Origin of the sequence: Brevibacillus ginsengisoli, assembly GCF_050113715.1 — a bacterium.
Taxonomy (GTDB): Bacteria; Bacillota; Bacilli; order Brevibacillales; family Brevibacillaceae; genus Brevibacillus_H; species Brevibacillus_H ginsengisoli.
The window spans coordinates 624,182-648,271 of record NZ_JBNJQR010000001.1 but is presented as its reverse complement, the minus strand read 5'-3'; the positions used below and the strand labels follow the sequence as shown (position 1 = coordinate 648,271).

The following is a 24,090-nucleotide window of genomic DNA, read 5'->3' as shown; positions in this document are numbered from 1 at the left end:
AAGCCGATTTATTTTAGCCAATTTCCTTGATCCCCGTATTTGCTTGTACAAAAATTTCTGTGTATTTCTCTTCATCTGCTTTTTCCTTCTTACTTCCCATCACTGTGCCGAGATAGCATGCCAGGAAACCAAGCGGAACCGAGATGATCGCAGGATTTTTCAATGGAAAGATAGCTGTTTCACCCATTACGTTCGGGCTTAACAAAATTAATCCTACGGAACCGATCAATCCAGTTAACATTCCTGCGATCGCGCCTTTGGTATTAAATTTCTTCCAAAAGATCGTCAGCAGAATAACGGGTAAATTGGAGCTTGCGGCAACACAGAAGGCAAGTGCAACAAGATAAGAGACGTTAAAGTTTTTGGCTCCCAAGGCAAGTAAGATCGAGAAGAGCGCGATTCCCACAGACGCCCAGCGCGCAGCCTTCATCTGTTCTTTCTCTGTTGCTTTTCCATGACGAAGCACATTGGAATAAAAGTCATGGGCAAAGGCGCTTGCTGCCGAGATGACCAAACCAGCTACGACGGCCAGGATGGTGGCGAAAGCAACAGCGGAGATAAAGGCCAGGAATATATTCCCGCCAAGGAATTCAGCCAGCTGTGGAGCGGCAAGATTTCCTGCTTTATTGGCTGCAACAATCGCATCTTTTCCAACAAAATACGCGGCCCCATATCCGAGAATTGGAGTCATCAAGTAGAAAAGACCAATGATCCAGGTCGCATACACAATAGATTTTCGCGCGGTAATTGCATTTGGAACGGATAAGAAGCGAATGAGAATATGCGGAAGTCCAGCAGTTCCAAGTACTAACGCGATGTTCAACGAAACGACGTCGATACCGGCAGCAAACGTTGTGGGAGCTGGAGGAACCACAGCTTTCTCCCCTACTTTGGCTGCTACCTGATTGAACAACTCAACGGGATTAAAGTGAAAGTGGGACAGTACCATAACCGAGAGCGCAATTGTACCTCCCATTAGCAGCACAGCTTTCACAATCTGAACCCAAGTCGTAGCAAGCATCCCGCCCGCAACAACATAAATTGTCATCAGAATGCCAATGATGATAATCGCTACGGAATAATCAATGCCAAGGAGAAGTTTAATAATGGCGCCAGCGCCAACAAGCTGGGCGATCATGTAAAAGGTGCTAATCGCGAGGGTATTGAGGGCAGCAGTTGAACGAATGGCCTTAGCGTTGAATCGGGCAGCAATCATATCAGCCATCGTATATTTTCCGAGATTGCGAAGAGGCTCCGCTACCAGTAGCAATACGACAAGATAAGCCACGAGGTAACCGATGGAATAGAAGAAGCCGCTAAAGCCATTTAAGGCAATCGCCCCAGCGATTCCAAGGAAGGAAGCAGCTGACATGTAATCACCCGCGATGGCAAGGCCGTTTTGCCAGCCAGTAATATTCCCGCCGGCAACATAGAACTCGCTTGTTGAGTTGTTCCGTTTAGCAGCCCAATAGGTGATCAAGAGGGTAAGAAAGATGATCCCAATAAAGAAGGAAAATGCCGTTCCATTCATCCTGCCTTCACTCCTTTCCCTTTCGCTGACTTCTTGATTTCCTCCACCAGCTTATCGAACTTCTTGGCCTTGCTCATATACATGTGGCAAAGTGACCACGTCATAACAAATTGCGCAAGCGCGTATATGTAAGCCCAGCTGATTACACCAATCACTTTGCCATTTAAAACTGTTGTATAGCCGGTTAGTATCGGCAACGTGAAGTAAAATATGATAAAAAATATGACTGCAGGAATAATGAAGCCCTTTTTCAAACGTATCAGCTCTTGGAAAGATGAAGATCGAGCAATGCTCTTCCAATCCTTTTGAGTCAATAGGATCCCCTCCAGATATTTAATAGGGACAGTTAAGAGGACATGGAAACTAACTATTGGAGTTTTATTCAATACTCATGTATATACGACCTTATTCACCTCCTAATCATTCGGGCATCTCCAACTATTTTAGTTATCAGTGCACTTGAACACATGTATGTCCTACTATCCTCACGAATGTAAATATATACCAATTGTATATTTTTGGCAATATTCTGTTTTTTGTAAAAATTTGGCGTTCAATTTAATAAGAATTAGACTGATCTCAAATATAAAGGCAGTGGCAATTTCGGACGCGAAAATAATGTCCTAGACTACCGCTGCCTAGATGAATCTTGACAATCTGCCTATTCAATCAATTACCTTATGCTTGGCTAATACACGTACCGAAAGAATTCTAGTGGGCCAGTCACATTAGAGTTCAATGATCTTCGTAGCAATATTTTTGCAGAATTCACGGTCATGCTCCACAAAAAGAATGGTTGGAGAGTATTCAAGCAGTAACTCTTCAATTTGCATGCGAGAAATAACATCAATAAAATTAAGCGGTTCATCCCAAATATGCAAATGAACTTTCTCACAAAGACTTTTTGCAATCAGCACTTTCTTCTTTTGGCCGCCGCTAAAGGCTGAAATATCCTTTTCAAATTGAACTCTGGAAAAGTCAAGTTTTCTTAAAATAGATTTAAAAAGGCTTTCGTCAATCCCGTTGTTTCTAGCATAGTCCGTTAAATTGCCTTGTAAATGTGAGGTGTCCTGAGAAACGTAAGATATTTTTAACTGACTTCCTTTTCTAAAAGTACCCGTATAGTTTATATCCTCACCGCAAATAAGTTTGATAATACTTGATTTTCCTGAGCCGTTTTTACCTGAAAGCGCAATTCGCTCACCTTGTTCAATAGTAAAACTAAGATCTGTGCAAACTGTCTTCTCACCGTAATTAATCGAAACATTTTCAAGTTCAGCCAGTTGGTTTTTATGAAAAGCAAGCTGTGAAATCTTTAAGCTGTCTGAGGTTTCGATATTTTTTAGGAGTTGGGATCTTTCATCAATAGCAGATTGCTGTCTTTGCTCCATTGCTTTAGAGCGTTTCATCATTTTTGCAGCCTTGTGGCCAACATACCCTTTATCAAGCTTGGAACCTGAATTTCTTGTACCGTTTTTCGTTTTTTCCACTTCGTCTGACCAGTTGCTTGTTCGTTTAGCAGAATCCGACAATCGTTTAATGTCTTTTTTTAGTTTTTCGTTCTCTGCCAGTTCAAAGTTATCTTGTCTCTGCTTATTTTCCCACCAATCGGAGAAATTCCCTTTTTGAATTTCTATGTTGGTTTTATTGATTGAAAGAATGTGATCTACGCAGTTATCAAGAAATGATCTGTCGTGAGACACCAGAATAAATCCGCTTTTGGTCTTGAGATAATCACTGACAAGTTTTCTTGCATGCATGTCCAGATGATTAGTTGGTTCATCAATTAACAGAAAACGATTTTCCTTCAGAAATAAGGTAGCCAACATCACTTTCGTTTGCTCTCCGTTAGACAATGATTCAAAGGGCCGATATAACACATCCTCAGAAACCCTGAGCAAGGAAAGTTCACGCATTAATTCCCAGTGAAGATAGTCTGGAAGAATGTCGTTAATTACATCAAGGGTATTATTTTCCTTGTTTTCGACTAGGAAAGGAAAATATTCAAAGCTAACATTGGCAGAAATATTTCCGCTGTATTCATATTTACCAAGCAACAAGTTGAGAAATGTTGTCTTACCTCTTCCGTTCCTTCCTGTAAACCCCAATTTCCAATCGGTATCTATTTGGAAACTCACTTTTTCAAATATGTTATCGAAACTGCCATCATAGGCAAACGTCAGGTTTGTAACATTTATTAATGACAAATTTATCCCCCCTGTATGAAAACTAGAAAAGCTACAAGAAAGTTACTTTCTTGTAGCTCAAATACATACAGCAAATCCAACCCGCTATCGAGTTAGATAAGGATATATTGTTTGAGTGAAAAGGTATAGTAACTTTCTTGCATATAAATAAAACAGGCGAAAAATATCGCTTAAATTGTTTTAATTTATTAGCAAGAAAAATCCATTACACTTTTCAACTCCAATCATCAAATTAAAAGTATCTTATCATACCAATCGTTTAATTTCAACACACAGGTCCTGAACAATCGAGTTACAAACATTCGATAGAGTGCCTCAAAATGGAGTCATGATGTGAATCGGCTTTTCAAAAATTATACAACAAATCCTCCGTCATGAACCCTTCTTGTCGCTCATAAGCTAAGTAGAGATGATGAAGTTGGAGGGGTTTACCATGCAAGTAGGCTTTATTGGAACGGGAAGCATGGGCAGTATTCTGATCCGTTCTTTCATCACTTCCCGAGCCTTGTCTCCTGAGCAAATCATTGCATTCAACCGCACTCCCTCTAAGGCGCTTATCCTATCTGAAGAGTTTCCGGGGTTAACCGTAGGCCAGAACAATATAGACGTCGTACATAAAAGCAGGTTTCTGTTCTTGTGCATGAAGCCATTTGAATACCGAAACGTGCTCGAGCAAATCCAGCCACACCTTACCAATCAGCATACCGTCATCACGATTACAAGTCCCATTCGATTAACGGATATTGAGCAATTGGTTCCCTGCCCTGTTGCCCGCATCGTTCCGAGTATCACGAATGCGGCCAAAAGCGGCGTAACGTTGATTGAATTCGGTTCTCGTGTAACAGAGGAATTGAAGAACCAACTGCTCTCACTCGCCTCGTCCATCTCACAGCCGCTTGAAATCAAACACGCGAATTTGCGAATCGCTTCTGATATCAGCAGTTGCGGTCCGGCGTTCATCAGCTATATCCTGCAACAGATGATTTCTTCCGCTGTACAGGATTACAAAATTTCGGAAGATGCGGCGACCTATTTGACGTCACAGATGATGATCGGGATGGCCGACTTACTTAAACAGCAAATCTTCTCATTACCATCCCTGCAGGAACGGGTTTGTGTTCCAGGAGGGATTACGGGTGAAGGCTTATCCGCATTAACAGAGCAGGTCCCCGGCCTTTTTCAGGAAGTCTTCCGCAGGACACATGCCAAGTTTGCCGAAGATACGGCCGAAATGCGTGAACACTTATTTGGGAACCAGCAGAATAGGAGCGAGTAGAAAAAAGGCTCACGCCAGAAATTTTTTCTTAGCGTGAGCCTTTGGTGTGTACTTATGAATCAATCGTTACTCGTTACTTTTCACAGATACTTTCATTTACCCGACGACGAGGTTGACTAACTTACCAGGAACCGCGATTACTTTGCGAACGGTTTTACCCTCGATCAAGGCCTGCGTTTTGCTGTTTTCAAGAACAGCTTTCTCCAACTCTTCCTTGCTGAGACCTGTTGCCACGACCAGCTTATCACGCAGTTTACCGTTAACTTGAATCACGATTTCTACTTCATCCGTAACCAGAGCTTGTGGATCGTAGGTTGGCCAAGCATGATCGTGAACAAGCGTGGTTTTACCGATCATTTCCCACAATTCCTGGGCAATGTGCGGAGTAATTGGCGCAAGCAGAACCAACAGGTTTTCAATTGCAAACGCAAAGGTTCCTCGGTCAGCATCAGCCGGATACGCGTACAGCTTGTTCACCAATTCCATAATGGTACTGATCGCGGTGTTAAAGGTATAGCGCTCGCCAATATCTTCGGTTACCTTCTTAATCGCATGGTGAGTCATACGATACAAATCTTTGGCAGCGTCGTCGGACAGATTCGGTTGATTCGTGGAAGCTGGCTGCTCCATATAGCCGTCTACCAATCTCCATACGCGGTTCAAGAAACGGAAGCTTCCCTCAACTCCAGTGTCCGTCCAATCCAAGTCGCGTTCAGGCGGCGCCGCAAATAAGATGAACAAGCGTACAGTATCCGCTCCGTATTTCTCGATCATTTCATCCGGGCTGACCACGTTTCCTTTGGATTTGGACATTTTGGCGCCTTCTTTAAGCACCATGCCTTGAGTCAAAAGGCTGCGGAACGGCTCATCGTAGGAAACCATTCCCGCATCATATAACACTTTTGTAAAGAAACGAGAGTACAACAGATGCAGAATCGCGTGCTCAATTCCACCGATGTATTCATCTACTTGCAGCCATTTATCAGCATTTTCTTTGGAGAACGGAAGCTGTTTGTTCCCTGAATCGGTGTAACGCAAGTAGTACCAGGACGAATCAATAAACGTATCCATTGTGTCAGTCTCACGTGTCGCATGACCACCACAGGACGGACAGGTTGTATGCAAGAACGCTTCGGATGTAGTTAATGGATTGCGTTTTCCGTCGATGATCACGTCTTCCGGAAGATGAACAGGCAATTGATCTTTCGGTACCGGAACAACTCCGCAAGAATCGCAATAAACGATTGGAATCGGCGCTCCCCAATAGCGTTGGCGAGATACTAACCAATCACGCAGACGGAAGGAAGTGGTAAGTCCACCTTTGCCCTCTTTCTCCAGGTGCTGGCTGATTGCGCTGATTGCGTCTTGGTTCGGCATTCCATCGAAAGGCCCGGAGTAAATAAGCGTTCCATCCTCGGTGAATGCACTGTCAATGCCAATTTCGTCGACTAGAATGTTCGGGTCTTCCGGATTGATGACCGGTTTAATTTGCAACGCATATTTCTTAGCGAACGAAAAGTCACGCTCATCATGCGCCGGCACACCCATAACCGCCCCTGTTCCGTAATCCATCAATACATAGTTGGCTACCCAGATTGGGATCAATTCACCTGTTAACGGATGCTTGGCGTATGCACCTGTGAAATGACCTACTTTTTCAGCGTCCAATGCTGTACGGGTAATATCGCTTTCTTTTTTCATTTGATCGATAAAGCTGCGCACCTCAGACTCTTGCTTTTTGCCCTGGATCAATTGCTCCACCAGCGCATGTTCAGGAGCCAAGACCATATAGGTCACCCCGTACAAGGTGTCAGGTCGAGTCGTGAAGACCGTTACCTCTGTTGGAGCACCCGTTTCGGCATTTGTTAACTCTGGAATGGTAAAGACGACGTTCGCTCCTTCGCTTTTGCCAATCCAGTTCTTTTGCATTGTCCGTACTTTTTCTGGCCAGTGTGGCAGTTTTTCCAGATCGGTAAGCAAACGGTCCGCATAATCCGTGATACGGAAGAACCATTGCTCGAGATCCTTCTTGGTTACTTCTGAATCACAGCGCCAGCACAACCCGTCAATAACTTGTTCGTTGGCAAGCACTGTGGAGCATTCCGGACACCAGTTTACAAACGCGCGCTTCCGGTAAGCCAGACCCATCTCATAAAACTGCAAGAAAAGCCATTGTGTCCATTGGTAGTAATCAGGCGAGCAGGTAGCCACTTCACGTGACCAGTCAATGCTAACACCCAGACGATTCAACTGGTTTTTCATAAAATCAATATTCTCGTACGTCCATTTGGCTGGAGCTGCGCCAAATTTTACCGCTGCATTCTCGGCAGGGAGACCAAACGCATCCCACCCCATTGGATGTAAGACTTGATAGCCATTCATTCGCTTCAGGCGGGCAATAATATCCCCGATGGAGTAAACCCGCATATGTCCCATGTGGAGACGTCCAGACGGATAAGGGAACTGCTCCAAGCAGTAGAATTTGGGTTTATTCTGATCTTCGTTTGTTTTGTGGCTTTGGTTCTTTTGCCAGATCGATTGCCATTTTTCTTCAATTGCTGTTGGATTGTAGACTCTTGCCATATACAGCTGCCTCCTTGTTCATCCACTAAATCAAAAAACTCCCGTCACTACCAGCTGTCACTGATAGGGACGAGAGTTGTATTTCCCGCGGTACCACCCTGATTGATGAATCGACGGACACACTGTAACGCGCACCGAGTCGAATCAACCACTTAAGCTTCCGTAACGTGGAAGAAAACCGCTCCCGCTTACACAACATCAAGCTTGCCTTCTGCAGGAGTGCTTAGAGGCGAGTTCAGAGTATGATTGGGTTGACTCGCACCTACCGTCAACTCTCTTCTACCGAATCATTATTCCTACTAATCCTCATCATCGCATGTTGTCGATTGATATCTTCTAATTATAGCCAACAATGATTTGGCTGTCAAACAAGCGGACGTCTGGCACTGAAAAATAGACGCTCGCTTTCACGTTGTGGCGGAAGATTTTCGAAATCTGCCGTAAGCTTAATATCGGTGAACCCTGCTTCCCTAAGCCATCCAATCATCTGGATCGGCTGATAAGCGCGCTGCAAATGCGCCTCTTCTACCCGTTGAAACAGGCCATTTGGCTCCCGGATGAAAAACGTAAGCTGATGCTCCACTTCCAGTCGCTCTTCATCGCAAAAGCAGTTCCAAATATAGGCGACGTCCTCTTCTTGAAGCGTAAAGGTTTCATTGCCAAAACCATGCGTGATTTTAAAGGGACTATGGACGTCAAACAAGAAATATCCCCCCGGATTCAAATGAGACCAGACTTGTTTAAAGGTTTGCTGGACATCTTCTTCCTCTGTCAGGTAGCTCAACGAATCACACAACGAAATAACAGAATCGACCATTGATGCTTGCAGTTCCCGCATGTCTTGTTCCACAAGGCGCAACGATACCTGAGCCTGCTGTGACTTCTGATAGGCGATGGCGAGCATCTCGCTGGAGAGGTCTACTCCGGTAACCTGATAGCCTGACTTGGCTAACGGAATCGAGATACTGCCCGTACCACACCCTAGATCAAGTACTGTTGTTGGCAGCCCATGCTGACGCCAAAAATCGCCGACCCAATCAAGCCAGCGATCATACGGAGAATCCTGCATCAACACATCATACACTTGTGCCAAATGCGTGTAGGAGCTAATCATTGCTGTTCGGTAAAGGAAACGATGTTGGCATCGCTCCAAAGTCTCTCCAGGTTATAGAATTCGCGTTCTTCGCGATGGAAGACGTGAACGACAACATCACCTAAATCGATGAGCACCCAGCGTCCTTCATTTATACCCTCGATCCCCTTCACGTCATATCCGTTTTTATGCGCTTGTTCACGAATTTCATTCACAATAGCTTGAACCTGGCGTTCATTGTTCCCGTTACAAATAATAAAGTAATCCGCAATCACGGATAAGTTACTGATATCCATGACCACAAGTTTTTCAGCCTTTTTATCTTCTGCGGCTTTTACCACTAATTTTGCTAAATCTTCCACTACTTTAATCATCGGATTCCTCCTAGCCTATTCTCAATCTTTTCTCTATCGTAAATCTTATCTCCCTGAATCCGGCCTATCTCTTTCCTACAAGATCATTGTATGCGAGGAGAGTGAGCGGATAAATCTGTTTTTTCTGGGAGATCAGGAATTGCATCGTGGAACCCAAGCCAAAAGCGAGCGCCTGATCCAGATCCTGTTCAGCCAATTGCCTCACATGATCCACTCCGGGATAGTCCCGATTCGGTTCAATGTAATCCGCCACACAGACGACTTTTTCCAAAAGCGTCATCTCAACTCTTCCGGTCGTGTGGTAACGAACTGCTTGCAGGATTTCAGGGTCCGTAATCCCGCACTCCTCCTGAATGACGATGGCTCCCACAAACGCGTGCCAGAGTTCTTTTTCCCCCTGAATGATGTCTTTAGCAATATCATATCGCTTGAGGTACTCGAGCATACGTGATGTCGGCCAGCATTTGCAGTAATCATGAACGATTCCGGCCAACTCCGCTTTATCCGCATCGGCACCGTATCGCTCGGCCAATGTACGAGCAGAAGCAGCCACTCCCAGTGTATGAATGTATCGTTTCTCATTCATTTGAGCTCTAACTTGAGCCAGTAACTTATCGCGATCCAACCCTTTACTCATAAAGTTTATGCTCCTTTAGATAGCATTCCACAACGGGCGGAACTAGATAGCGGAGACTCCGAGATTTGTTGGCTTTTTCCCGAATGTCCGTTGAGGAAATATCCCAATTCGGCACATCCACGAACGTAACAAATGGTTTCAGCAGCTGTTCGTCATAATCTGTTCCCGGTCTGGCAAACCCGATAAAATGAACCAATTTCGTCAGATCAGCAAATCGGTGCCATTTGGGCAGAATTTGCAGCATATCTCCACCGACTATAAAAAAGAAAGCATAGCCTGGATATGTAGAAGTCAACTCCTCCATCGTATCAATCGTGTAGGAGCGCCCTTCCCTTTTTAGCTCAACATCAAGTGAGAAAAAAGCCGGGTGATCGGATATAGCCAGGTCCACCATTTGCAGGCGATGAGTGGAAGAGATGAGATGAGCGCTTTCCTTATGCGGCGGAATATGCGCAGGCATAAACCATACCTCGTCCAGCTCGGCCTGTTCTCTCGCCTGTTCTGCAATCAGCAAATGCCCATTGTGAATTGGGTTAAATGTTCCACCGAGAATGCCCACACGCTTTTGCATGGTTTCGTCTCATCCTTTTACGGTAGCGTAATCGTTTTGTGTTCCTTGGACTCTTTGTAGAGAACAATGGTATGTCCGATCAACTGCACCAGCTCAGCTCCCGCACCGTATGCGATAGCTTCCGCTACTTCGTGCTTGTCATCGGTATTGTTTTGAAGAATCGCAACCTTGATCAGTTCGCGTACTTCCAACGCTTCTTTGATTTGGTTGACCATATTTTCGTTGACTCCGCCTTTGCCCACTTGAAAAATCGGGTTTAGGTGGTGAGCCATTGAACGTAGGTAGCGTTTTTGTTTTCCAGTTAACATCTAGTTTCCTCCTTGGCGTAATTGCGCTAATACAGTTTGTCTCATGAGTTCGACAGGCGCTTCCACACCCGTCCACCGCTCAAAAGCAAGCGCTCCCTGATTGACAAACATGCCAATGCCCGAGTGAGTGATGGCGTTGACCTGTTTGGCTGAGGCAAGCAGCTTGGTTTCCAACGGGTTATAAATCAAATCGCTTACGATTAATCCATCGTGTAGCCACTCTGCAGGAATCGGGATTCCGTCCACTTTGGGGTACATCCCAATCGATGTGGTGTTAATGATCAAGGTAGCTGTTCGGACGGCTTCTTGTGCCTCATCAGGTTCCAGTGCGGTAGCAGGTACGAGCGGTCTGAGATGATCGGCCAGAATTTGGGCCTTCTCGCGAGAACGATTCACAACGCGAATTTCTTTGACCCCTTTGTCAGCCAATGTGCAGGCAACGGCTCGTGCGGCGCCACCCGCTCCTAAAAGCGTAACGACCTGATCTGCCAGCAATAGCCCCGTCTCTTCTACCAGAGAACGTACATAGCCGGTTCCATCTGTGTTGTAGCCGATTAATCGTCCATTCGCATTCACCACAGTGTTCACGGCACCGATGCGTTGAGCGAGCGGATCGATCTCGTCGAGGAAAGGTAAAATCGCTACTTTATGCGGGATTGTGACATTCACGCCTTTAATCCCTAAACCTCGAATACCAGCCACTGCTTCTTTCAAACGATCAGGGTCGATATCAAAGGCGACGTACACATAAGGAAGCTCTAAATGCTGAAAAGCCGTATTGTGCATTAATGGTGACTGAGAATGTGAGACAGGATGGCCGAATAGCCCCACAAGCTGCGATTTACTTGTAATGATCACGTTTAGTTTCTCCCTTCCCCCATTATACCTCTCTACCGCAAAAGCCCCTTCTTTTTCTGAAGGGGCAAGCCATTGTGTTTAAATCAATGCTTTGCGCATCCCAATGCTGACACCCTTGGGAGCTTGAACCTCCACAATCGCTGAGTGTTTCCCCTGTAATGTCACCCAGCCTAATCCGGAAATGACGATATCGGTTGGCGTACCAGCCTGTACTTTAAAGGAATGACGAACGAATGGCGGAAGTTGCTTTGCCGATTCTCCAGTTGGTGGCGCCAGCAGCCCTCCGTGGTGCTTGGCAATCAGTTCATCCGCTCTTTCCAGCTTGGTCCGATGAATCTGCAGATTGTTCTCCACATACACCACAAATGGCTGATGCTCCCCTTTGACAAAATCAATCCGAGCCATTCCGCCGATAAATAGCGTCTGTTTGTCATCCAACTGGAACACACGCGGTTTAATCCGCGCTTTCGGTGTGATTGCTTGCAGATCTTGAGGGCTAATCATGTGACCAATCTGATCGCGGTTAATGATCCCAGGTGTATCGTACAGGGATGATTCATCTTCCAGAGGAATCTCAATTTTATCCAACGTCGTCCCTGGGAACGGCGATGTGGTAATCTCCATATCAGTTGACCCGTAATCTTTTACAATACGATTGATCAGCGTAGATTTCCCTACATTGGTTACCCCTACAATATAGACATCTCGTCCTTTACGCAGTTGCCCAATTCGGGAGAGCAGTTCGTCAATTCCAATCCCCTTGGCCGCACTGACCAGAACGACATCTTCCGGTTTGAGCCCCAATTCTTTTGACTCATGCTGGATCCAGTTGCGTACCCGATTCAGGTTGATGTTGGCCGGTAGTAAATCGACTTTGTTACCAACCAAGAGAATTGGGTTTCTTCCAACGAAACGCGGCAGTCCACGAAGCCAGGAGCCTTGGAAATCGAACAAGTCGACCACCATTACAACTAGACTGTTGGTTCCGCCGATGCTGTTTAGGATACGCAAGAAATCGTCGTCATCCATCCCAACCGGGGCTACTTCATTGTAATGCTTGATCCGAAAACACCGCTGACAAATGACAACGTCCCGATTTAACGCAGAAGCTGGCGCAAAACCCGGCTTGGTTTTATCTTCCGTCTGTATTTGAATCCCGCATCCGGCGCAGGAATATTGCTCTTGTCCGGTCATGGTCTGTTCTCCCATGAAATCATTCCTTTCTTCCTCATCCAGTAGAGCGCGATTTTCTCCAGTTTCCGGTTGAATCGCGTCCAAAATCCGTCGCTGCTGGCTACAGGGACTACTAATATTGTATGAAAACCGAGCAGATTTCCACCTAACACGTCGGTAAACAATTGATCACCTACGACCACCGTTTCCTGGATACTGACGTTCATCTCCTGAACCGCTCGCAGAAACGCCTGATTGGTCGGTTTACGAGCAGACCAGATAAATCGGATGCCAAGTGGTTGACAGAACGATTGTACACGATTCTGTTTATTGTTTGACACAACCGTTACCTGAATCCCTTCTTGCTGAAGCTTCACGAGCCAAGCTTCTACTTCCGGTGTAGCCAATGGTCGATGCCACTCGACCAACGTATTATCCAAATCGGTAATAATCGCTTTGATGTTTTGATTTTTAAGCTTTTGCAGATTTATATCAAAAACAGTCTCCACATACTCGTTCGGCAACAATTTTTCTAGAAACATGAAACCCCTCCGCCTTAGGTTTCACTGGATGGAAGCGGTTCACCCCTCATCCAATATCGGCAACTACTATACCATATTCCACCACCCTGTTGCAAAGAAAAAGGTGGTTCTTCACCACCGATGTCGATTGCGAGCGACCCAGCCATATAGTTTCGGTCCAAACTTGTTCATTCCGGGAAGGTGCAAGAGGGGTACGAGGAAGAAAACCCACGTATATCTCATCAACACTCGGACGGCAAAAAAACCGCGATACGTTGCACCATTCTCAAGTTCAACCGTCATGGCCTCCCCACATTGATGATCGTTAATGCCACAGGCAGGCGCTTGTTCATAATGCTTCCAGACGGTCTTGGGATTGCCTCGCTTGACCCGGTGAAACAACCGCTTCATGAATTGACAGAGATTGCAGTTCTCATCATAGAAGACAGTGATTCTGTTCAGATGAATCCCACCCTTCTTACTTCACCTTCTGTACTGATTCTTTTGCCTTTCTCATTTTACCAATTCCACTTGTCCTTAGGGAGAGTAAGAAATATCGAAGCCATAATTTATAAAAACGAGACCTATATTGACAAAATAATGAATGAACCATATCCTGTATATGTGCATATGTTCATATATCAGATCCTTGCTTGTTATTTGCATTTATAGAAAATCATTGGTGGTGAATATTTATGGAAGCAAAAGACCATTCTTTTTTAACGCCAGAAATTGTAGAAGATGTTTCGCAAATCTTCAAGACTTTGGCTGACCCCACGCGTATCCGCATTCTTTATATGCTTTCACAGGAAGAATGCTCCGTAAATCATATTTCGGAGGTTCTTGAATTGTCCCAATCGGCGGTCTCTCATCAATTGAGCTTTCTCAGAACGATGAGACTCGTCAAGTATCGTCGTGAAGCGACCACTATGATTTATTCCTGTGACGACAACCATGTCATTTCGCTGTTGAAGCAGGCCATTCATCATTCAGATCATGAGTAGGAGGGCAGATTTTCTATGAGTAAACAAAATTGCGATCATAATCATCATCATTCTCACGATCACCATCATGATCACAATCACGACCATGTTCACGACCATCACCATCACGGGCATGGGCACCATCACCATTTTGATCTGGAAGGAAATAAAAAGGGGCTGACAATTGCTTTAATCATTACTTTTGGAATTATGATACTCGAATTCTTTGGCGGCCTGATCACGAACAGCTTGGCCCTCCTATCGGACAGCGGGCACATGTTAAGTGATACCAGTTCGCTGATCTTAAGCCTGGTTGCGGTAAGGTTTGCAACGAAGCCAGCGTCACCGAAGAAAACGTACGGATATTACCGTTTTGAGATATTGGCCGCGCTATTTAACGGCATTACACTGTTTCTCATATCGGCGTTCATTATCTGGGAAGCCTATGGACGTTTTGTAAATCCTCCCACCGTATCCAGTGGCTCGATGATGCTGATCGCAATCATCGGTCTACTAGCTAATCTCTTGAGCGCCTATTCGCTGATGAAAAAAGGTGACATTAAAAATAATATCAACCTGCGAAGCGCTTATCTTCATATTCTTGGAGATGCTTTAGGGTCAGTCGGTGCAATTCTTGCTGGTCTAGTGATGTGGTGTTTCGGTTGGTATGTGGCCGACCCGATTATTAGCGTACTTGTTGCTTTGCTTATTCTAAAAGGTGCCTGGGGCGTCATCACTCACACCGTGCATGTCCTCATGGAAGGAACGCCAATTACAGTCAACCAAGAAGAGGTCAAAGAAACATTAGTGAGAATTGAAGGAGTTCTCGATATTCATGACCTGCACATTTGGACCATCACTTCAGGCCTGGATTCGTTAACTTGTCATCTATTGATTGAAGACGGTAGGGATAGTCAAAAAATTTTGCAAGAAGCTATTCATTTGATCGGTGAAAAGTTTAAGATCCAGCATACGACCATTCAGGTCGAGAACTCAACCATTTATCATGAGGAATTGAAAGTATAGGGTAAGGTGTAAAAACCTCCTGAGAAAATACTCAGGAGGTTTCGAAAGATCAATTATTTTGCTTTCTTTTCATTGGAAGCGTATTTGAAGTCGATGAAGCCAAGCGGATCAATTACCACGTCTTTTACGCCGTCACCCTGTGCCCATGCGTAGGTGTAGTAGTAAAGTGGCATAATCGGCATTTCATCATTGAAGATGGCGTCCGCCTGTTTCAACAATTCTTTGCGTTTTTGTTGATCGCCTTCAGCGGCGGATTGTACAAGCAATTCCTTAAACTTCGGATTGGTCCAACGCGCGTTGTTGTTACCGCCTAAATCACGATACAACTCCAGGAAGTTAATCGGATCATTGAAGTCGCCGATCCAGCTTCCGCGGCCAATGATGAAGTTTCCTTGTTTCATTTGTTCACGTTTTACTTTGTTTTCTTGGTTAACCAATTTTACGTCAACGCCAAACGCTTTACGCCATTCGTCTTGGATAGCGGAAGCGGTACGTTTGTGTTTTTCACTCGTGTTGTAAAGAAGTTCAATTGGCGGCAGTTCCTTCAGACCCAACTCTTTTAGGCCTTGTGCCAGTAATTCTTTCGCCTTGGCAATATCTCCATCCTTATAATAGCCATCCGGGTTAAGGGACATGGAAGGCGGCAGATAACCATAGGCTGGTGTGCCTGTATACGTCACCACGTTATCTGTCAGCGCTTTGCGGTCAATGGCCAAAGAGAAGGCTTTGCGAATGTTTTTATTGTTGAAAGGAACTTTGCTTGTGTTAAATACATACAACTCTGTTCCGGCCGTTGGTTGATTGTGAAGCTTGCCGGAGCTTTTCAAAGATTGCATCGCATCACCTGGAAGGTCACTTAACGGCGAGCCTGCCCAGTCTAAATCACCTTGTTCGAACATGCTTAACTCCGTATTCGGATCTTCAATCATGTTGAAGGTTAATTTACCTAATTTCACGTTGTCTTTATCCCAATACGTGTCGTTTTTCTTCCAAACGATTTGGGATTTATGCTCCCATTTATCCATGATGAATGGACCGTTGCCTACATATGTAGCCGCTTCATGCGCCCAATCTTTGTTGGCTTCCACTACTTTTTTATCAACTGGGAAATAAGTGACGGAAGCAACTAGCTCTGGGAAGAATGCTGCTGGATGCTCCAGTGTGACGACCAAGGTTTTATCATCTGTAGCTTTCACGCCTACATCATCCAAGGAGGCTTTTTTGGCGTTCGCATTTTGAGCATTTTTGATATAGTACATTTGGTAAGCGTAGGAAGAAGCCGTTTCCGGATTCAATACGCGTTTCCATGCATATTCAAAGTCATGAGCCGTAACAGGGTCTCCATTGCTCCACTTGGTATCTCGCAAATGGAAGGTGTAGGTTAACAAATCAGGAGAAACCTCATACTTTTCAGCAACGGCTTCATGAAGTTTGCCATCTGTTCCCAAGCGAAGCAAACCGTCGAATGCTGAACGAGCAACAGACATGGATGGAATATCCTCTGCTAGACCAGGATCAGCTGTTGATGGCTCAGCCGCAAGGTTAATGGCCATCTCTTGTCCCGCCGGTGCTTGTACTGTCTTGGTATCACCCGAAGTTGTTGCAGGAGTAGAGCTGCAGGCACTCAGTAGTAAGCTTGACGCTAGTGTGAAAACTAGTGATGCGTAACCAATCTTTCGCATAACAGACCCCCTTGTTTATGTGTGACTATTTTGGTAGATAAGAATTTTATAAAAATTCTTATCTACATAAGTGCAACTACGGCTCTGCAATCGCCGAGTTTTCTAATATAAATACACAATAAACTGTTAGATAAAGTTGTTCAAGAGAATATTTTTCAGTATATTACGCTTGATATTATGTTTAATGATTATATATATTTGAGTGTTTTTGCTCTGTAGATTTAGTTGTTGATCTTGTATAGGACAATCACTAGAATGAATATTAGTGAGAAAATTTCGTCAAAATGAAATCCACTTATTGAAAGAGGCGTATACGATGCTATCCAATATTTTTGGACAAATTGAACAATTACTGGAGCAAGCAGGCGGTTCATGGGGTGCTGTCATTGAGGATTTACATACACAAGAGCGATTTGAGCATAATCCTGATCAACAATTTTACGCTGCAAGTTTGATTAAAGTTCCCATTATGGCGGCTGTATTTACCGATGTGTATCAAGGTAAATACTCATTTGAGGATTTTTACACCCTGCGGCAAGAAGATTTGGTTGGCGGGGCAGGTGTCCTTCAACACTTAACGGCTGGAACGCCAATTACTATCTATGATCTCGTCACGCTGATGATCATTCAAAGCGATAACTCGGCAACCAATATCCTGATTGATCGTGTAGGAAAAAAGAAAATTCGTCAGGTGATGCAGAAATACCAAATGAACAACAGTCAATTTTTTAATAAGTTGATGATGATTCCCGCTGAACTTGAGGGGTACAACGAAGTAACTGCTGGAGATATGGCTTCGATTTATCGTCATATGGCTGCTGGCAAGATTCTCTCCTACAACAGCTGTCTGCAAATGATCTCCATCTTGAAAAAACAACAGCTGCGCGACTCCATTCCGTTCCACTTGCCTGATCCAGATTCTGAAGTGATTGGCGGATTGCCCAAATGGGAGCTGGCCAACAAGACAGGTAATGTGACGAACATTAATCACGATGTAGGAATTCTTTATGTGGGAGACTCGGCCATCATGATTTCGCTATTGTCCAAAGACGCTGAAGAGAAGCGGGCCAAGGATACGATGGGCAAAATCGGTCGCCTGATCTATGACACTTATCGAGAGAAATAGGATGATAAAAACAAGCAAAGGGACCATCCATTACGAGATTCATGGTGAAGGTCATCCGATTGTCATTCTGCATCCTCTCGCCATGGATTATCGGGCCATGAAATACTGGATGGAACCAATCTTTGAGAATCCTAAGCTTGCGCTCAACCAGTATCAACGAATTTATGTAGATTTACCGGCACATGGACATAGTCAACTCACTGCAGAAGTCAAAACCTCTGACGATTTACTGGTAAGTTTACTGGAATTTATTCAAATGCTTCTCCCCAATCGATCCTTCTCTTTAGCAGGAATGTCTTTTGGAGGGTATATGGCACAGGGTGTGATGAGCAAGATGAGCCATCAGGTGATGCAATCAGTGGCTACCAAGACCACTTCCCTCTTCTTGAGAAATTCCCTCGCGCAACGTACGCGATTCTCGACAAAGCGGGGCACATGCTTCCGCTTGATCAGCGTGAACTGGTTCAACAAATGGTTCTGGAATGGCTCAATCGAGGCAATCGTAGGGTAATAACCACGCAAAGCTAATGTTAACTACTTTTTCAGATCAAAAAATAAGAACTCCTTGAGCTACGTCAACAAGGAGTTCTTTCATCGTCATTCAATTATTGGAGCTGATTCTGATTCGCTTCATCCTTAATCTCTGCTCGATAGCCTTCGATACTTTCTTCTCGTCGACTATTCTTCGCTTCAAGATTCTCCTTCTCAGCGGCATTCATCTCAGAACCATGCGCCTTGAGATAGTCACGAGATTCACGAATATTCCCCATTGTGTTGTCGATCATCTCTTGGAGTTTCTCCACGTTATCCGAACGATCATCTGGTTTGGCCATGCTCCACACCCCCTTTTTTATCCTTCTTCATTATGCTCAGATAAGGGAATGGGTATGTACAAGCGGAACGTGGTCTTAAGTCAATTTAAACGCCGCAATCGCCAACAGAATCCACCCAATTAAAAACGCGACGCCACCAAATGGCGTAATGATTCCAAGCGAATTTACTCCTGTTAATGTGAGGGCGTACAAGCTTCCAGAGAAGAGAATAATCCCAATCAGCATTGCCCAACCCGCTGCAGGCAACAAGCCCATATTCGCATATTTACTCATCAGAATGGCAATCAAAATCAATCCGAGACCATGGATCATTTGATAGTGAACACCCGTTTGATAAACCGCCAGCTGCTCAGGACTCAACACCGATTTCAATCCATGAGCTCCAAACGCGCCCAAGGCCACAGATAAAGACATCATCACTGCGCCCAGAAACAAAAAAAGCTTCATTTTACACTTACCTCCCACCTGTTAGCAAACTTGTCTCCATCTTAACGCATCCTGCTTATTGATGCAAAATTTACCGACAGTTGTTCGTTCCCCATCTCCCTTAACCTACATATTGTCAATTAATTTGGAAACGCTAAGGAGAGCAGATGACTCGTTACGAGGAGTGAAAGGATTTGAACGCATTGCAATTAGTCGATAAACTTCAAGAAGCCGAGTATCGAATTACTCATTTAAAATTGATTATTGATCATCTCAGCACCGAACCGGATATGAAAGAATCCATCAATGTACTCAGTATGATTCTAAAAGATTATCAGATACACTATGAAAAAACCCGCCAAACATTAGGCAATATGGAGGTTCATCTTAACCTGAATCAACCAAATCGGAATCATCAGAATCATAATCAGAATCAATTTCAGGACCAGGATCAGCACCGTAATCAACAACAGAATCAGAACCAAAATTCATTTCAAAATCCATTTCAGAATCAGTTTCAGAATCAGAACCAAAATCAACCTCAGAACCAAGGTCAGGGTCAAGGTCAGAATCACTGACACAGCGAAAACATGGTAATCCCTACCAAATTTTAGCCAGAAAGCAAGAAACACCTGACACGAATGATCAGGTGTTTTTACGTCGATATGATTTGGTAGGATCAAGCTGTTGCAGCAGGCGCTGTTCCATTTCTTCCAACTGCTTTTTGATTTCGCCAGTTGTTAGATCTTCATCTTTGATTAATTCAATGATTTCGAACACAAACTGCTCTTCCCCATACTGATTCCAGTCTGCTTGCAGCTCTTTGTTATCTTCCAACCTGTGAGTAAGGGTGAACCGATACCGATTGATCATACTGTCCAGATTACGCCCTGTTCGGATGAACACTTTATCGTTTGCCAGGTTACGGATTTGAAAAGCTCCGATTCGTGTGCTTTGTTCCTTGTAAGCTAGCTTTCGCAGATTTTTTTCATTTCGATCCAATTCAGCCACTCTAATTCCTCCTTCAACTGTTTTGACTAGGCTTGTAAATATTCACTACTTTTTTAACCAGTAAGCGCTTCCGTCTTCCTTGCGCTCCAAAAAGCCGTAATCGATCAAATAACGACGAAGCGTAACGTAATCATCATATGCCTGAAGTAAAACTTCATTCACTTCCTTCTCCGTATACGTGCGGTTCAGCTCAAACCGCTTGGAGAGATGCCGGAGGATAATTAGTTTCCGCTTTTCCTTTTTAGGGAACAAACTTAACTTACCGTCCAATCCCTCTGGGAAGTACATGTTAAGAACCTTCTCGTATTCCTCATCCGTAATGGCATATCGCTCATCCATCATTTTGGCTGTTCGATGAAAATGAACAAACTTATCCTTTTTTTGTGTTCCTTCCCGCAAAAGCTCTAGGATGGCCAAGAGAAGCTTTGCCTGTTTCTCTTTTTCGCGAAAATTGAACCGATAATTGCGAATCGTGGAAGCACTTCCTCCGATCTGTGCAATAATTTCCTTATCACTGTATCCATTGTAAAAATACTTCAGTAAATTCTTTTGATGATCCGTAAATCCGGTATATTCTTTGTCCAAGTCAAGTAAGACGTGAAACATAGACTCGTGATTGTCGTGGACGTGGTACTCAACCGCTTTTTTCGCATCGTAAAAAGCTTCTTCAATCGGATAAATTCTTCCTTGCTCGAAGGTTTCTCCACACACCAGACAGGTATAGGTCTCTCGGTCCATATCGTAGACATACCCTTGCTTCCACTCTTCAAGTGTCGCGTTCCAGAATCCATCAGTTAGAATATCCATAAACATCACCATACTTCGTTTGCATATTTTATAAACAAACAATACACTCGGTTTTATTTCTTGTCAACTGCTGATCATTATTAACTGACCTTCTTCTACTAACCTTGACGACAGCGTACGATTATGGTTAAAAATGGTACATACCCTTACGATCACGATTCTGAATCGTACAAAAAGGAGATTATAATGCTAACCTTAACGAACCAAACCAAATATTTGCTTGGTACGGGAATCAGCAGCTTGGGTGACGGAATTCAAGTTATCGGCATGTCCTGGCTCGTCTATCAGGCGACCTCCAACCCTTTAGCGATTGCCGGTCTCATTGCCGCTACTTATGTGCCTGCGCTAATTTTCGGTCCATGGGCCGGTGTGTACGCTGACCATCAGGATGCGAAGCGTTTATCTGTACGATTAGACCTCTTCCGGACGGCGGTCGTCCTCATTCTTATGCTTCTGTACAGCACTCATCTGTTCTGGCTACCCTTGATCTATGCGCTTCAGTGCTGTCTAGCTACCTGTAATACGCTGTTTAAACCCGCTTCGCAGACACTCATTCGGGAAGTCTTTGCTGACTCGAAGCTCGTCTCTATTATTAGTCAAGCCAATTCGTGTAATCTGGTATTTGGCTTGATTGGATCAGGGTTAGGCGGTTTGTTAATGGCGCAAGCATCCCCAATCTACAGCTTTATCATCAACGCCATCAGTTTCTTGGTATCCGCTCTTTGTAACTCGGCACTGACTCGGCATGATATTCGGACAGTCTCTCCGAGTCAAATCCAGTTTCGCAAAGAACTTCACGAGGGCTGGCTCTATCTAAAAGAAACGGAAGGGATGCTTTATCTCCTCTTCCTCTCCGTAATCAGCAGCGCTTGTTTGCAAATGACCAATACCGTGCTTCTTCCACTGAGCAAAGAATTGGGAGGGGGAAGCCAGCTTTTTGCCCTACTGGATGTGGTATTTACGGTTGGAGGCTCGTTTGCCGGAGTGTGTGTCAGCCGCTTTCTCATGACATGGCGGCATAAGATCATCCTTGTCACCATGTTCGGGATGTGCCTGTTCTCTCTTTTGGTGGGATTATCCCGAGGAACATGGTTGACAGTGATCAGTCTGCTTGGCCTGGGCTTTTTCACGATGTTTCATCTTGTCACCATGCATAGCTTAATTCAAGTGAATTCGCCAAAAGCTCTCCTGGGTAGAGTCGTTGGTCTTCGCTCCATCGTCGCTTCCGCTACCAAGATTTCTTCCGCTTTATTGGCTGGTTGGATTACCAATCTCATTCATACGCACACATTATTTCTTTTGTTTGGCAGTCTTGTATTTTTGTCCCTTTTAACCGCTCGTCGACTGAAGACAATTTCCATACCAAGTCCGTCATCTTCGACATCTATGTAGGTGATTAGCTACTTAGTCGGACGCTGGCTCCTTGCATCCATGCCCTTCATATATAAGCTCCCAATTGACTGGACGCTGTAACCGATTCTCCGGGTTTGCCAGCGACTGAAACCCAAATTGCTGATACAGCGTATGCGCATCTTTGGTTCCAAGATTAAATGAAGTGCCTTTCAACAGAGGATGCTCAACGATGACACTCATCAGCCATTTGCTTAATCCCGTTCCACGCTCAGCTGGCAAAACAAACACGTCCCCTACCCAGGCATAGCGCACAAAGTCTGTCACGACACGCGCAAAGCCTACTTGCTTGGCGGAAGGATCAACACTCGGGTTACCTTTGTAAATGCCATAACATACGCCTGAATTCTCCACCGCCTTGACCACTAACTCTTTGGAGATTCCCTTGGCCCAGTAGGAGTCTACTGAGAGAAACTGATGAATGACATCGATTTGTAAATAACTTTTTTCAGTGGTAATGGTATATCCATCTGCTCTGCTCCAGCTTTGAGTCGATTGTTTCATCTGAATCTCTCCCGTTTTTCTATTTTTGATAAACGTAGCTGAAAATTTAGAAATGTATACTTATCAATTTACCAAAAAAGAGAACCCCTTCCAATTGGATATGGAGCGGTTCTCATCCTGTCTAATATTCATGTACAAGAGATCTTGTGTTTTAGCGACTTTTTTTGCGCAGCTGATAATACGTCACAGCCAAGGCCAGAATAAGAACCGTTCCTTTGACGATGTCATATGCGTAATAAGGAAGGTTCAGCATCGTCAGTCCGTTCAACAATACCCCGATTAGGACAGCTCCAAGAAATGTCCCGATCACATTAGGTTTGCCTGCACCAAAGACGGAGTAGCCTACGAACGCCGCCGCGACGGCATCCATCAGGATCGGTTCGCCTCCGTTGACCTGACCAGTGCCAATCCTTGCCGCCATCAGAATCCCCGCCAACCCGCAGAACAGACCTGATAGAATGTATGCGAGTGTTCGATAGCGATCAACCGCAACTCCAGATAAACGAGCCGCCTCAATATTGCCTCCCGTCATGTAGAGAAGTCGCCCATGTCTTGTGTAATGCAGGAAAAAATGAACGATAATGACTGCCAACAACATAATGATGACAGGCACAGGTACAGAGGCTACTTCTCCTTGTCCAAGCAAGAGAAACCACTTGGCTAGCTTGCCAGGCGCAGTTGTATTGTCCGGTAATGGCATGTTCGAATAGACGGAATACCCCTTGGTGTATGTTAAATGAATCCCTTTTACGATATACAACGTGGCTAAGGTGGCCAGCAGATCCGGAATTCGAATCTTTACAATCAGAAACGCGTTGAGCAGGCCAACGAGTAAACCCAGCACAATCGGAATCAGCAGGGTAACCACTACCCCTTGTTCATACCAGACCATCATCGAGGCCGAGACAACCGTTGCGAGAGAAACCACAGAGCCCACCGATAAGTCAAATCCATTCACAATAAGCGAAAAAGTAACCCCGATCGCGACAAGTGTTACGATGGAAATCGACCCAAAATATCAGTCAGATTAGAATAAGTTAAGAAATATTCGTTCGTGATACTGAAAAACGCCAGTACGAAGAGTATCACCCCGATCGTACCATATTTATAGATAAACGAAATGAGTTGTTCTTTTGCTTGTTTCTGCATG

Annotated in this window: 26 protein-coding genes, 1 pseudogene and 1 other annotated feature; of the genes and pseudogenes, 7 read left to right on the top strand and 20 right to left on the bottom strand. The window is 44.6% G+C overall.

From position 1 onward, the window contains the following. Positions 1-13: 13 nt before the first annotated feature. The 3 genes from ACQCN2_RS03185 to ACQCN2_RS03175 all read right to left on the bottom strand — a co-directional run bounded on the left by ACQCN2_RS03185 (position 14) and on the right by ACQCN2_RS03175 (position 3,738). The gene (locus ACQCN2_RS03185; protein WP_426927433.1) at positions 14-1,531 is read right to left on the bottom strand and encodes a solute symporter family protein; all 1,518 of its coding nucleotides are present in this window, start codon (positions 1,529-1,531) and stop codon (positions 14-16) included. Continuing rightward, positions 1,528-1,845 (bottom strand): DUF485 domain-containing protein, encoded by a 318-nt coding sequence (locus ACQCN2_RS03180; protein WP_426927432.1) that lies wholly within the window; start codon positions 1,843-1,845, stop codon positions 1,528-1,530. Before ACQCN2_RS03180 ends, ACQCN2_RS03185 begins: the two co-directional genes overlap by 4 nt. A gap of 414 nt (positions 1,846-2,259) precedes the next feature. After that, entirely contained in the window at positions 2,260-3,738 is a 1,479-nt protein-coding gene (locus ACQCN2_RS03175; protein ID WP_426927431.1) for an Lsa family ABC-F type ribosomal protection protein, read from the bottom strand. A 433-nt stretch (positions 3,739-4,171) separates the two neighbouring features. On the opposite strand from ACQCN2_RS03175, the gene comER reads away from it, so the two are divergent. Beyond that, positions 4,172-5,014, top strand: coding sequence for a late competence protein ComER (comER, locus tag ACQCN2_RS03170; protein ID WP_426927430.1), 843 nt, complete (start codon positions 4,172-4,174; stop codon positions 5,012-5,014). Positions 5,015-5,110: 96 nt separating this feature from the next. Here comER and leuS read toward each other — a convergent pair whose 3' ends face one another. The 10 genes from leuS to ACQCN2_RS03120 all read right to left on the bottom strand — a co-directional run bounded on the left by leuS (position 5,111) and on the right by ACQCN2_RS03120 (position 13,585). Next, the gene (gene leuS, locus ACQCN2_RS03165; RefSeq protein ID WP_426927429.1) at positions 5,111-7,597 is read right to left on the bottom strand and encodes a leucine--tRNA ligase; all 2,487 of its coding nucleotides are present in this window, start codon (positions 7,595-7,597) and stop codon (positions 5,111-5,113) included. 62 nt (positions 7,598-7,659) lie between these two features. Next, positions 7,660-7,919: a binding site (T-box leader), on the bottom strand. A 42-nt stretch (positions 7,920-7,961) separates the two neighbouring features. Further along, positions 7,962-8,711 carry a class I SAM-dependent DNA methyltransferase gene (locus ACQCN2_RS03160; protein WP_426927517.1) on the bottom strand — a complete coding sequence of 250 codons (750 nt, stop codon included), beginning with the start codon at positions 8,709-8,711 and terminating at the stop codon, positions 7,962-7,964. Beyond that, on the bottom strand, positions 8,708-9,064 hold the full coding sequence (gene rsfS / locus ACQCN2_RS03155; protein ID WP_426927428.1) for a ribosome silencing factor: 357 nt from the start codon (positions 9,062-9,064) through the stop codon (positions 8,708-8,710). Before rsfS ends, ACQCN2_RS03160 begins: the two co-directional genes overlap by 4 nt. A gap of 64 nt (positions 9,065-9,128) precedes the next feature. Then, positions 9,129-9,689 carry a bis(5'-nucleosyl)-tetraphosphatase (symmetrical) YqeK gene (yqeK, locus tag ACQCN2_RS03150; protein ID WP_426927516.1) on the bottom strand — a complete coding sequence of 187 codons (561 nt, stop codon included), beginning with the start codon at positions 9,687-9,689 and terminating at the stop codon, positions 9,129-9,131. Positions 9,690-9,693: 4 nt separating this feature from the next. After that, positions 9,694-10,272, bottom strand: coding sequence for a nicotinate-nucleotide adenylyltransferase (locus tag ACQCN2_RS03145; RefSeq protein ID WP_426927427.1), 579 nt, complete (start codon positions 10,270-10,272; stop codon positions 9,694-9,696). A gap of 17 nt (positions 10,273-10,289) precedes the next feature. Next, a complete protein-coding gene (yhbY, locus tag ACQCN2_RS03140; RefSeq protein WP_426927426.1) occupies positions 10,290-10,580 on the bottom strand; it encodes a ribosome assembly RNA-binding protein YhbY in 291 nt (96 codons plus the stop codon). Next, positions 10,581-11,435 carry a shikimate dehydrogenase gene (locus ACQCN2_RS03135; RefSeq protein WP_426927515.1) on the bottom strand — a complete coding sequence of 285 codons (855 nt, stop codon included), beginning with the start codon at positions 11,433-11,435 and terminating at the stop codon, positions 10,581-10,583. Positions 11,436-11,516: 81 nt separating this feature from the next. Next, complete coding sequence (gene yqeH / locus ACQCN2_RS03130; protein WP_426927425.1) at positions 11,517-12,632, bottom strand: ribosome biogenesis GTPase YqeH; 1,116 nt, start codon at positions 12,630-12,632, stop codon at positions 11,517-11,519. Continuing rightward, positions 12,629-13,153 carry a YqeG family HAD IIIA-type phosphatase gene (locus ACQCN2_RS03125; protein WP_426927424.1) on the bottom strand — a complete coding sequence of 175 codons (525 nt, stop codon included), beginning with the start codon at positions 13,151-13,153 and terminating at the stop codon, positions 12,629-12,631. Before ACQCN2_RS03125 ends, yqeH begins: the two co-directional genes overlap by 4 nt. Positions 13,154-13,264: 111 nt before the next feature. Next, the gene (locus tag ACQCN2_RS03120; RefSeq protein ID WP_426927514.1) at positions 13,265-13,585 is read right to left on the bottom strand and encodes a thiol-disulfide oxidoreductase DCC family protein; all 321 of its coding nucleotides are present in this window, start codon (positions 13,583-13,585) and stop codon (positions 13,265-13,267) included. Between the two features lie 242 nt (positions 13,586-13,827). On the opposite strand from ACQCN2_RS03120, the gene ACQCN2_RS03115 reads away from it, so the two are divergent. Continuing rightward, complete coding sequence (locus tag ACQCN2_RS03115; RefSeq protein ID WP_426927423.1) at positions 13,828-14,136, top strand: ArsR/SmtB family transcription factor; 309 nt, start codon at positions 13,828-13,830, stop codon at positions 14,134-14,136. A 15-nt stretch (positions 14,137-14,151) separates the two neighbouring features. Continuing rightward, on the top strand, positions 14,152-15,141 hold the full coding sequence (locus ACQCN2_RS03110; protein WP_426927422.1) for a cation diffusion facilitator family transporter: 990 nt from the start codon (positions 14,152-14,154) through the stop codon (positions 15,139-15,141). Between the two features lie 53 nt (positions 15,142-15,194). On the opposite strand, the gene ACQCN2_RS03105 is transcribed toward ACQCN2_RS03110, so the two are convergent. Next, a complete protein-coding gene (locus ACQCN2_RS03105) occupies positions 15,195-16,823 on the bottom strand; it encodes a peptide ABC transporter substrate-binding protein (RefSeq protein ID WP_426927421.1) in 1,629 nt (542 codons plus the stop codon). Positions 16,824-17,139: 316 nt separating this feature from the next. Between ACQCN2_RS03105 and ACQCN2_RS03100 the strand changes: the two genes are divergently transcribed. Both ACQCN2_RS03100 and ACQCN2_RS03095 read left to right on the top strand, forming a co-directional pair. Continuing rightward, positions 17,140-17,949 carry a serine hydrolase gene (locus ACQCN2_RS03100; RefSeq protein WP_426927420.1) on the top strand — a complete coding sequence of 270 codons (810 nt, stop codon included), beginning with the start codon at positions 17,140-17,142 and terminating at the stop codon, positions 17,947-17,949. A 1-nt stretch (position 17,950) separates the two neighbouring features. Next, the gene (locus tag ACQCN2_RS03095; RefSeq protein WP_426927419.1) at positions 17,951-18,460 is read left to right on the top strand and encodes an alpha/beta fold hydrolase; all 510 of its coding nucleotides are present in this window, start codon (positions 17,951-17,953) and stop codon (positions 18,458-18,460) included. A gap of 94 nt (positions 18,461-18,554) precedes the next feature. Here ACQCN2_RS03095 and tlp read toward each other — a convergent pair whose 3' ends face one another. Next, the gene (tlp, locus tag ACQCN2_RS03090; protein ID WP_426927418.1) at positions 18,555-18,782 is read right to left on the bottom strand and encodes a small acid-soluble spore protein Tlp; all 228 of its coding nucleotides are present in this window, start codon (positions 18,780-18,782) and stop codon (positions 18,555-18,557) included. Positions 18,783-18,857: 75 nt separating this feature from the next. Next, entirely contained in the window at positions 18,858-19,229 is a 372-nt protein-coding gene (locus ACQCN2_RS03085; RefSeq protein ID WP_426927417.1) for a DUF423 domain-containing protein, read from the bottom strand. Positions 19,230-19,402: 173 nt separating this feature from the next. Between ACQCN2_RS03085 and ACQCN2_RS03080 the strand changes: the two genes are divergently transcribed. Further along, positions 19,403-19,786: a hypothetical protein gene (locus ACQCN2_RS03080; protein ID WP_426927416.1), complete on the top strand. Its 384-nt coding sequence runs from the start codon at positions 19,403-19,405 to the stop codon at positions 19,784-19,786. A gap of 67 nt (positions 19,787-19,853) precedes the next feature. Here the strand turns inward: ACQCN2_RS03080 and ACQCN2_RS03075 are convergent, their stop codons facing one another. Both ACQCN2_RS03075 and ACQCN2_RS03070 read right to left on the bottom strand, forming a co-directional pair. Then, entirely contained in the window at positions 19,854-20,219 is a 366-nt protein-coding gene (locus ACQCN2_RS03075) for a GIY-YIG nuclease family protein (protein ID WP_426927415.1), read from the bottom strand. Positions 20,220-20,264: 45 nt separating this feature from the next. Continuing rightward, positions 20,265-21,026, bottom strand: a complete 762-nt coding sequence (locus ACQCN2_RS03070) for a DUF2087 domain-containing protein (RefSeq protein WP_426927414.1) — start codon at positions 21,024-21,026, stop codon at positions 20,265-20,267. A gap of 186 nt (positions 21,027-21,212) precedes the next feature. Here ACQCN2_RS03070 and ACQCN2_RS03065 point away from each other — a divergent pair, with 186 nt between their 5' ends. Next, positions 21,213-22,418: an MFS transporter gene (locus ACQCN2_RS03065; RefSeq protein WP_426927413.1), complete on the top strand. Its 1,206-nt coding sequence runs from the start codon at positions 21,213-21,215 to the stop codon at positions 22,416-22,418. Positions 22,419-22,430: 12 nt separating this feature from the next. On the opposite strand, the gene ACQCN2_RS03060 is transcribed toward ACQCN2_RS03065, so the two are convergent. Together ACQCN2_RS03060 and ACQCN2_RS03055 are read right to left on the bottom strand one after the other, a co-directional pair. Next, the gene (locus ACQCN2_RS03060; RefSeq protein ID WP_426927412.1) at positions 22,431-22,940 is read right to left on the bottom strand and encodes a GNAT family N-acetyltransferase; all 510 of its coding nucleotides are present in this window, start codon (positions 22,938-22,940) and stop codon (positions 22,431-22,433) included. Between the two features lie 151 nt (positions 22,941-23,091). Beyond that, a pseudogene (locus ACQCN2_RS03055) lies at positions 23,092-24,089 on the bottom strand (ABC transporter permease). Position 24,090: the final 1 nt, after the last annotated feature.

Bases quoted from the DNA above. Each gene is read 5' to 3' on its own strand.
- ACQCN2_RS03070 (WP_426927414.1), bottom strand. From the start codon at position 21,026: ATGGATATTCTAACTGATGGATTCTGGAACGCGACACTTGAAGAGTGG.
- ACQCN2_RS03160 (WP_426927517.1), bottom strand. From the start codon at position 8,711: ATGATTAGCTCCTACACGCATTTGGCACAAGTGTATGATGTGTTGATG.
- ACQCN2_RS03060 (WP_426927412.1), bottom strand. From the start codon at position 22,940: ATGAAACAATCGACTCAAAGCTGGAGCAGAGCAGATGGATATACCATT.
- leuS (WP_426927429.1), bottom strand. From the start codon at position 7,597: ATGGCAAGAGTCTACAATCCAACAGCAATTGAAGAAAAATGGCAATCG.
- yhbY (WP_426927426.1), bottom strand. From the start codon at position 10,580: ATGTTAACTGGAAAACAAAAACGCTACCTACGTTCAATGGCTCACCAC.
- ACQCN2_RS03125 (WP_426927424.1), bottom strand. From the start codon at position 13,153: ATGTTTCTAGAAAAATTGTTGCCGAACGAGTATGTGGAGACTGTTTTT.
- ACQCN2_RS03145 (WP_426927427.1), bottom strand. From the start codon at position 10,272: ATGCAAAAGCGTGTGGGCATTCTCGGTGGAACATTTAACCCAATTCAC.
- ACQCN2_RS03115 (WP_426927423.1), top strand. From the start codon at position 13,828: ATGGAAGCAAAAGACCATTCTTTTTTAACGCCAGAAATTGTAGAAGAT.
- ACQCN2_RS03095 (WP_426927419.1), top strand. From the start codon at position 17,951: ATGATAAAAACAAGCAAAGGGACCATCCATTACGAGATTCATGGTGAA.
- ACQCN2_RS03105 (WP_426927421.1), bottom strand. From the start codon at position 16,823: ATGCGAAAGATTGGTTACGCATCACTAGTTTTCACACTAGCGTCAAGC.
- ACQCN2_RS03100 (WP_426927420.1), top strand. From the start codon at position 17,140: ATGCTATCCAATATTTTTGGACAAATTGAACAATTACTGGAGCAAGCA.
- rsfS (WP_426927428.1), bottom strand. From the start codon at position 9,064: ATGATTAAAGTAGTGGAAGATTTAGCAAAATTAGTGGTAAAAGCCGCA.
- tlp (WP_426927418.1), bottom strand. From the start codon at position 18,782: ATGGCCAAACCAGATGATCGTTCGGATAACGTGGAGAAACTCCAAGAG.
- ACQCN2_RS03185 (WP_426927433.1), bottom strand. From the start codon at position 1,531: ATGAATGGAACGGCATTTTCCTTCTTTATTGGGATCATCTTTCTTACC.
- ACQCN2_RS03065 (WP_426927413.1), top strand. From the start codon at position 21,213: ATGCTAACCTTAACGAACCAAACCAAATATTTGCTTGGTACGGGAATC.
- comER (WP_426927430.1), top strand. From the start codon at position 4,172: ATGCAAGTAGGCTTTATTGGAACGGGAAGCATGGGCAGTATTCTGATC.
- yqeH (WP_426927425.1), bottom strand. From the start codon at position 12,632: ATGACCGGACAAGAGCAATATTCCTGCGCCGGATGCGGGATTCAAATA.
- ACQCN2_RS03085 (WP_426927417.1), bottom strand. From the start codon at position 19,229: ATGAAGCTTTTTTTGTTTCTGGGCGCAGTGATGATGTCTTTATCTGTG.
- ACQCN2_RS03110 (WP_426927422.1), top strand. From the start codon at position 14,152: ATGAGTAAACAAAATTGCGATCATAATCATCATCATTCTCACGATCAC.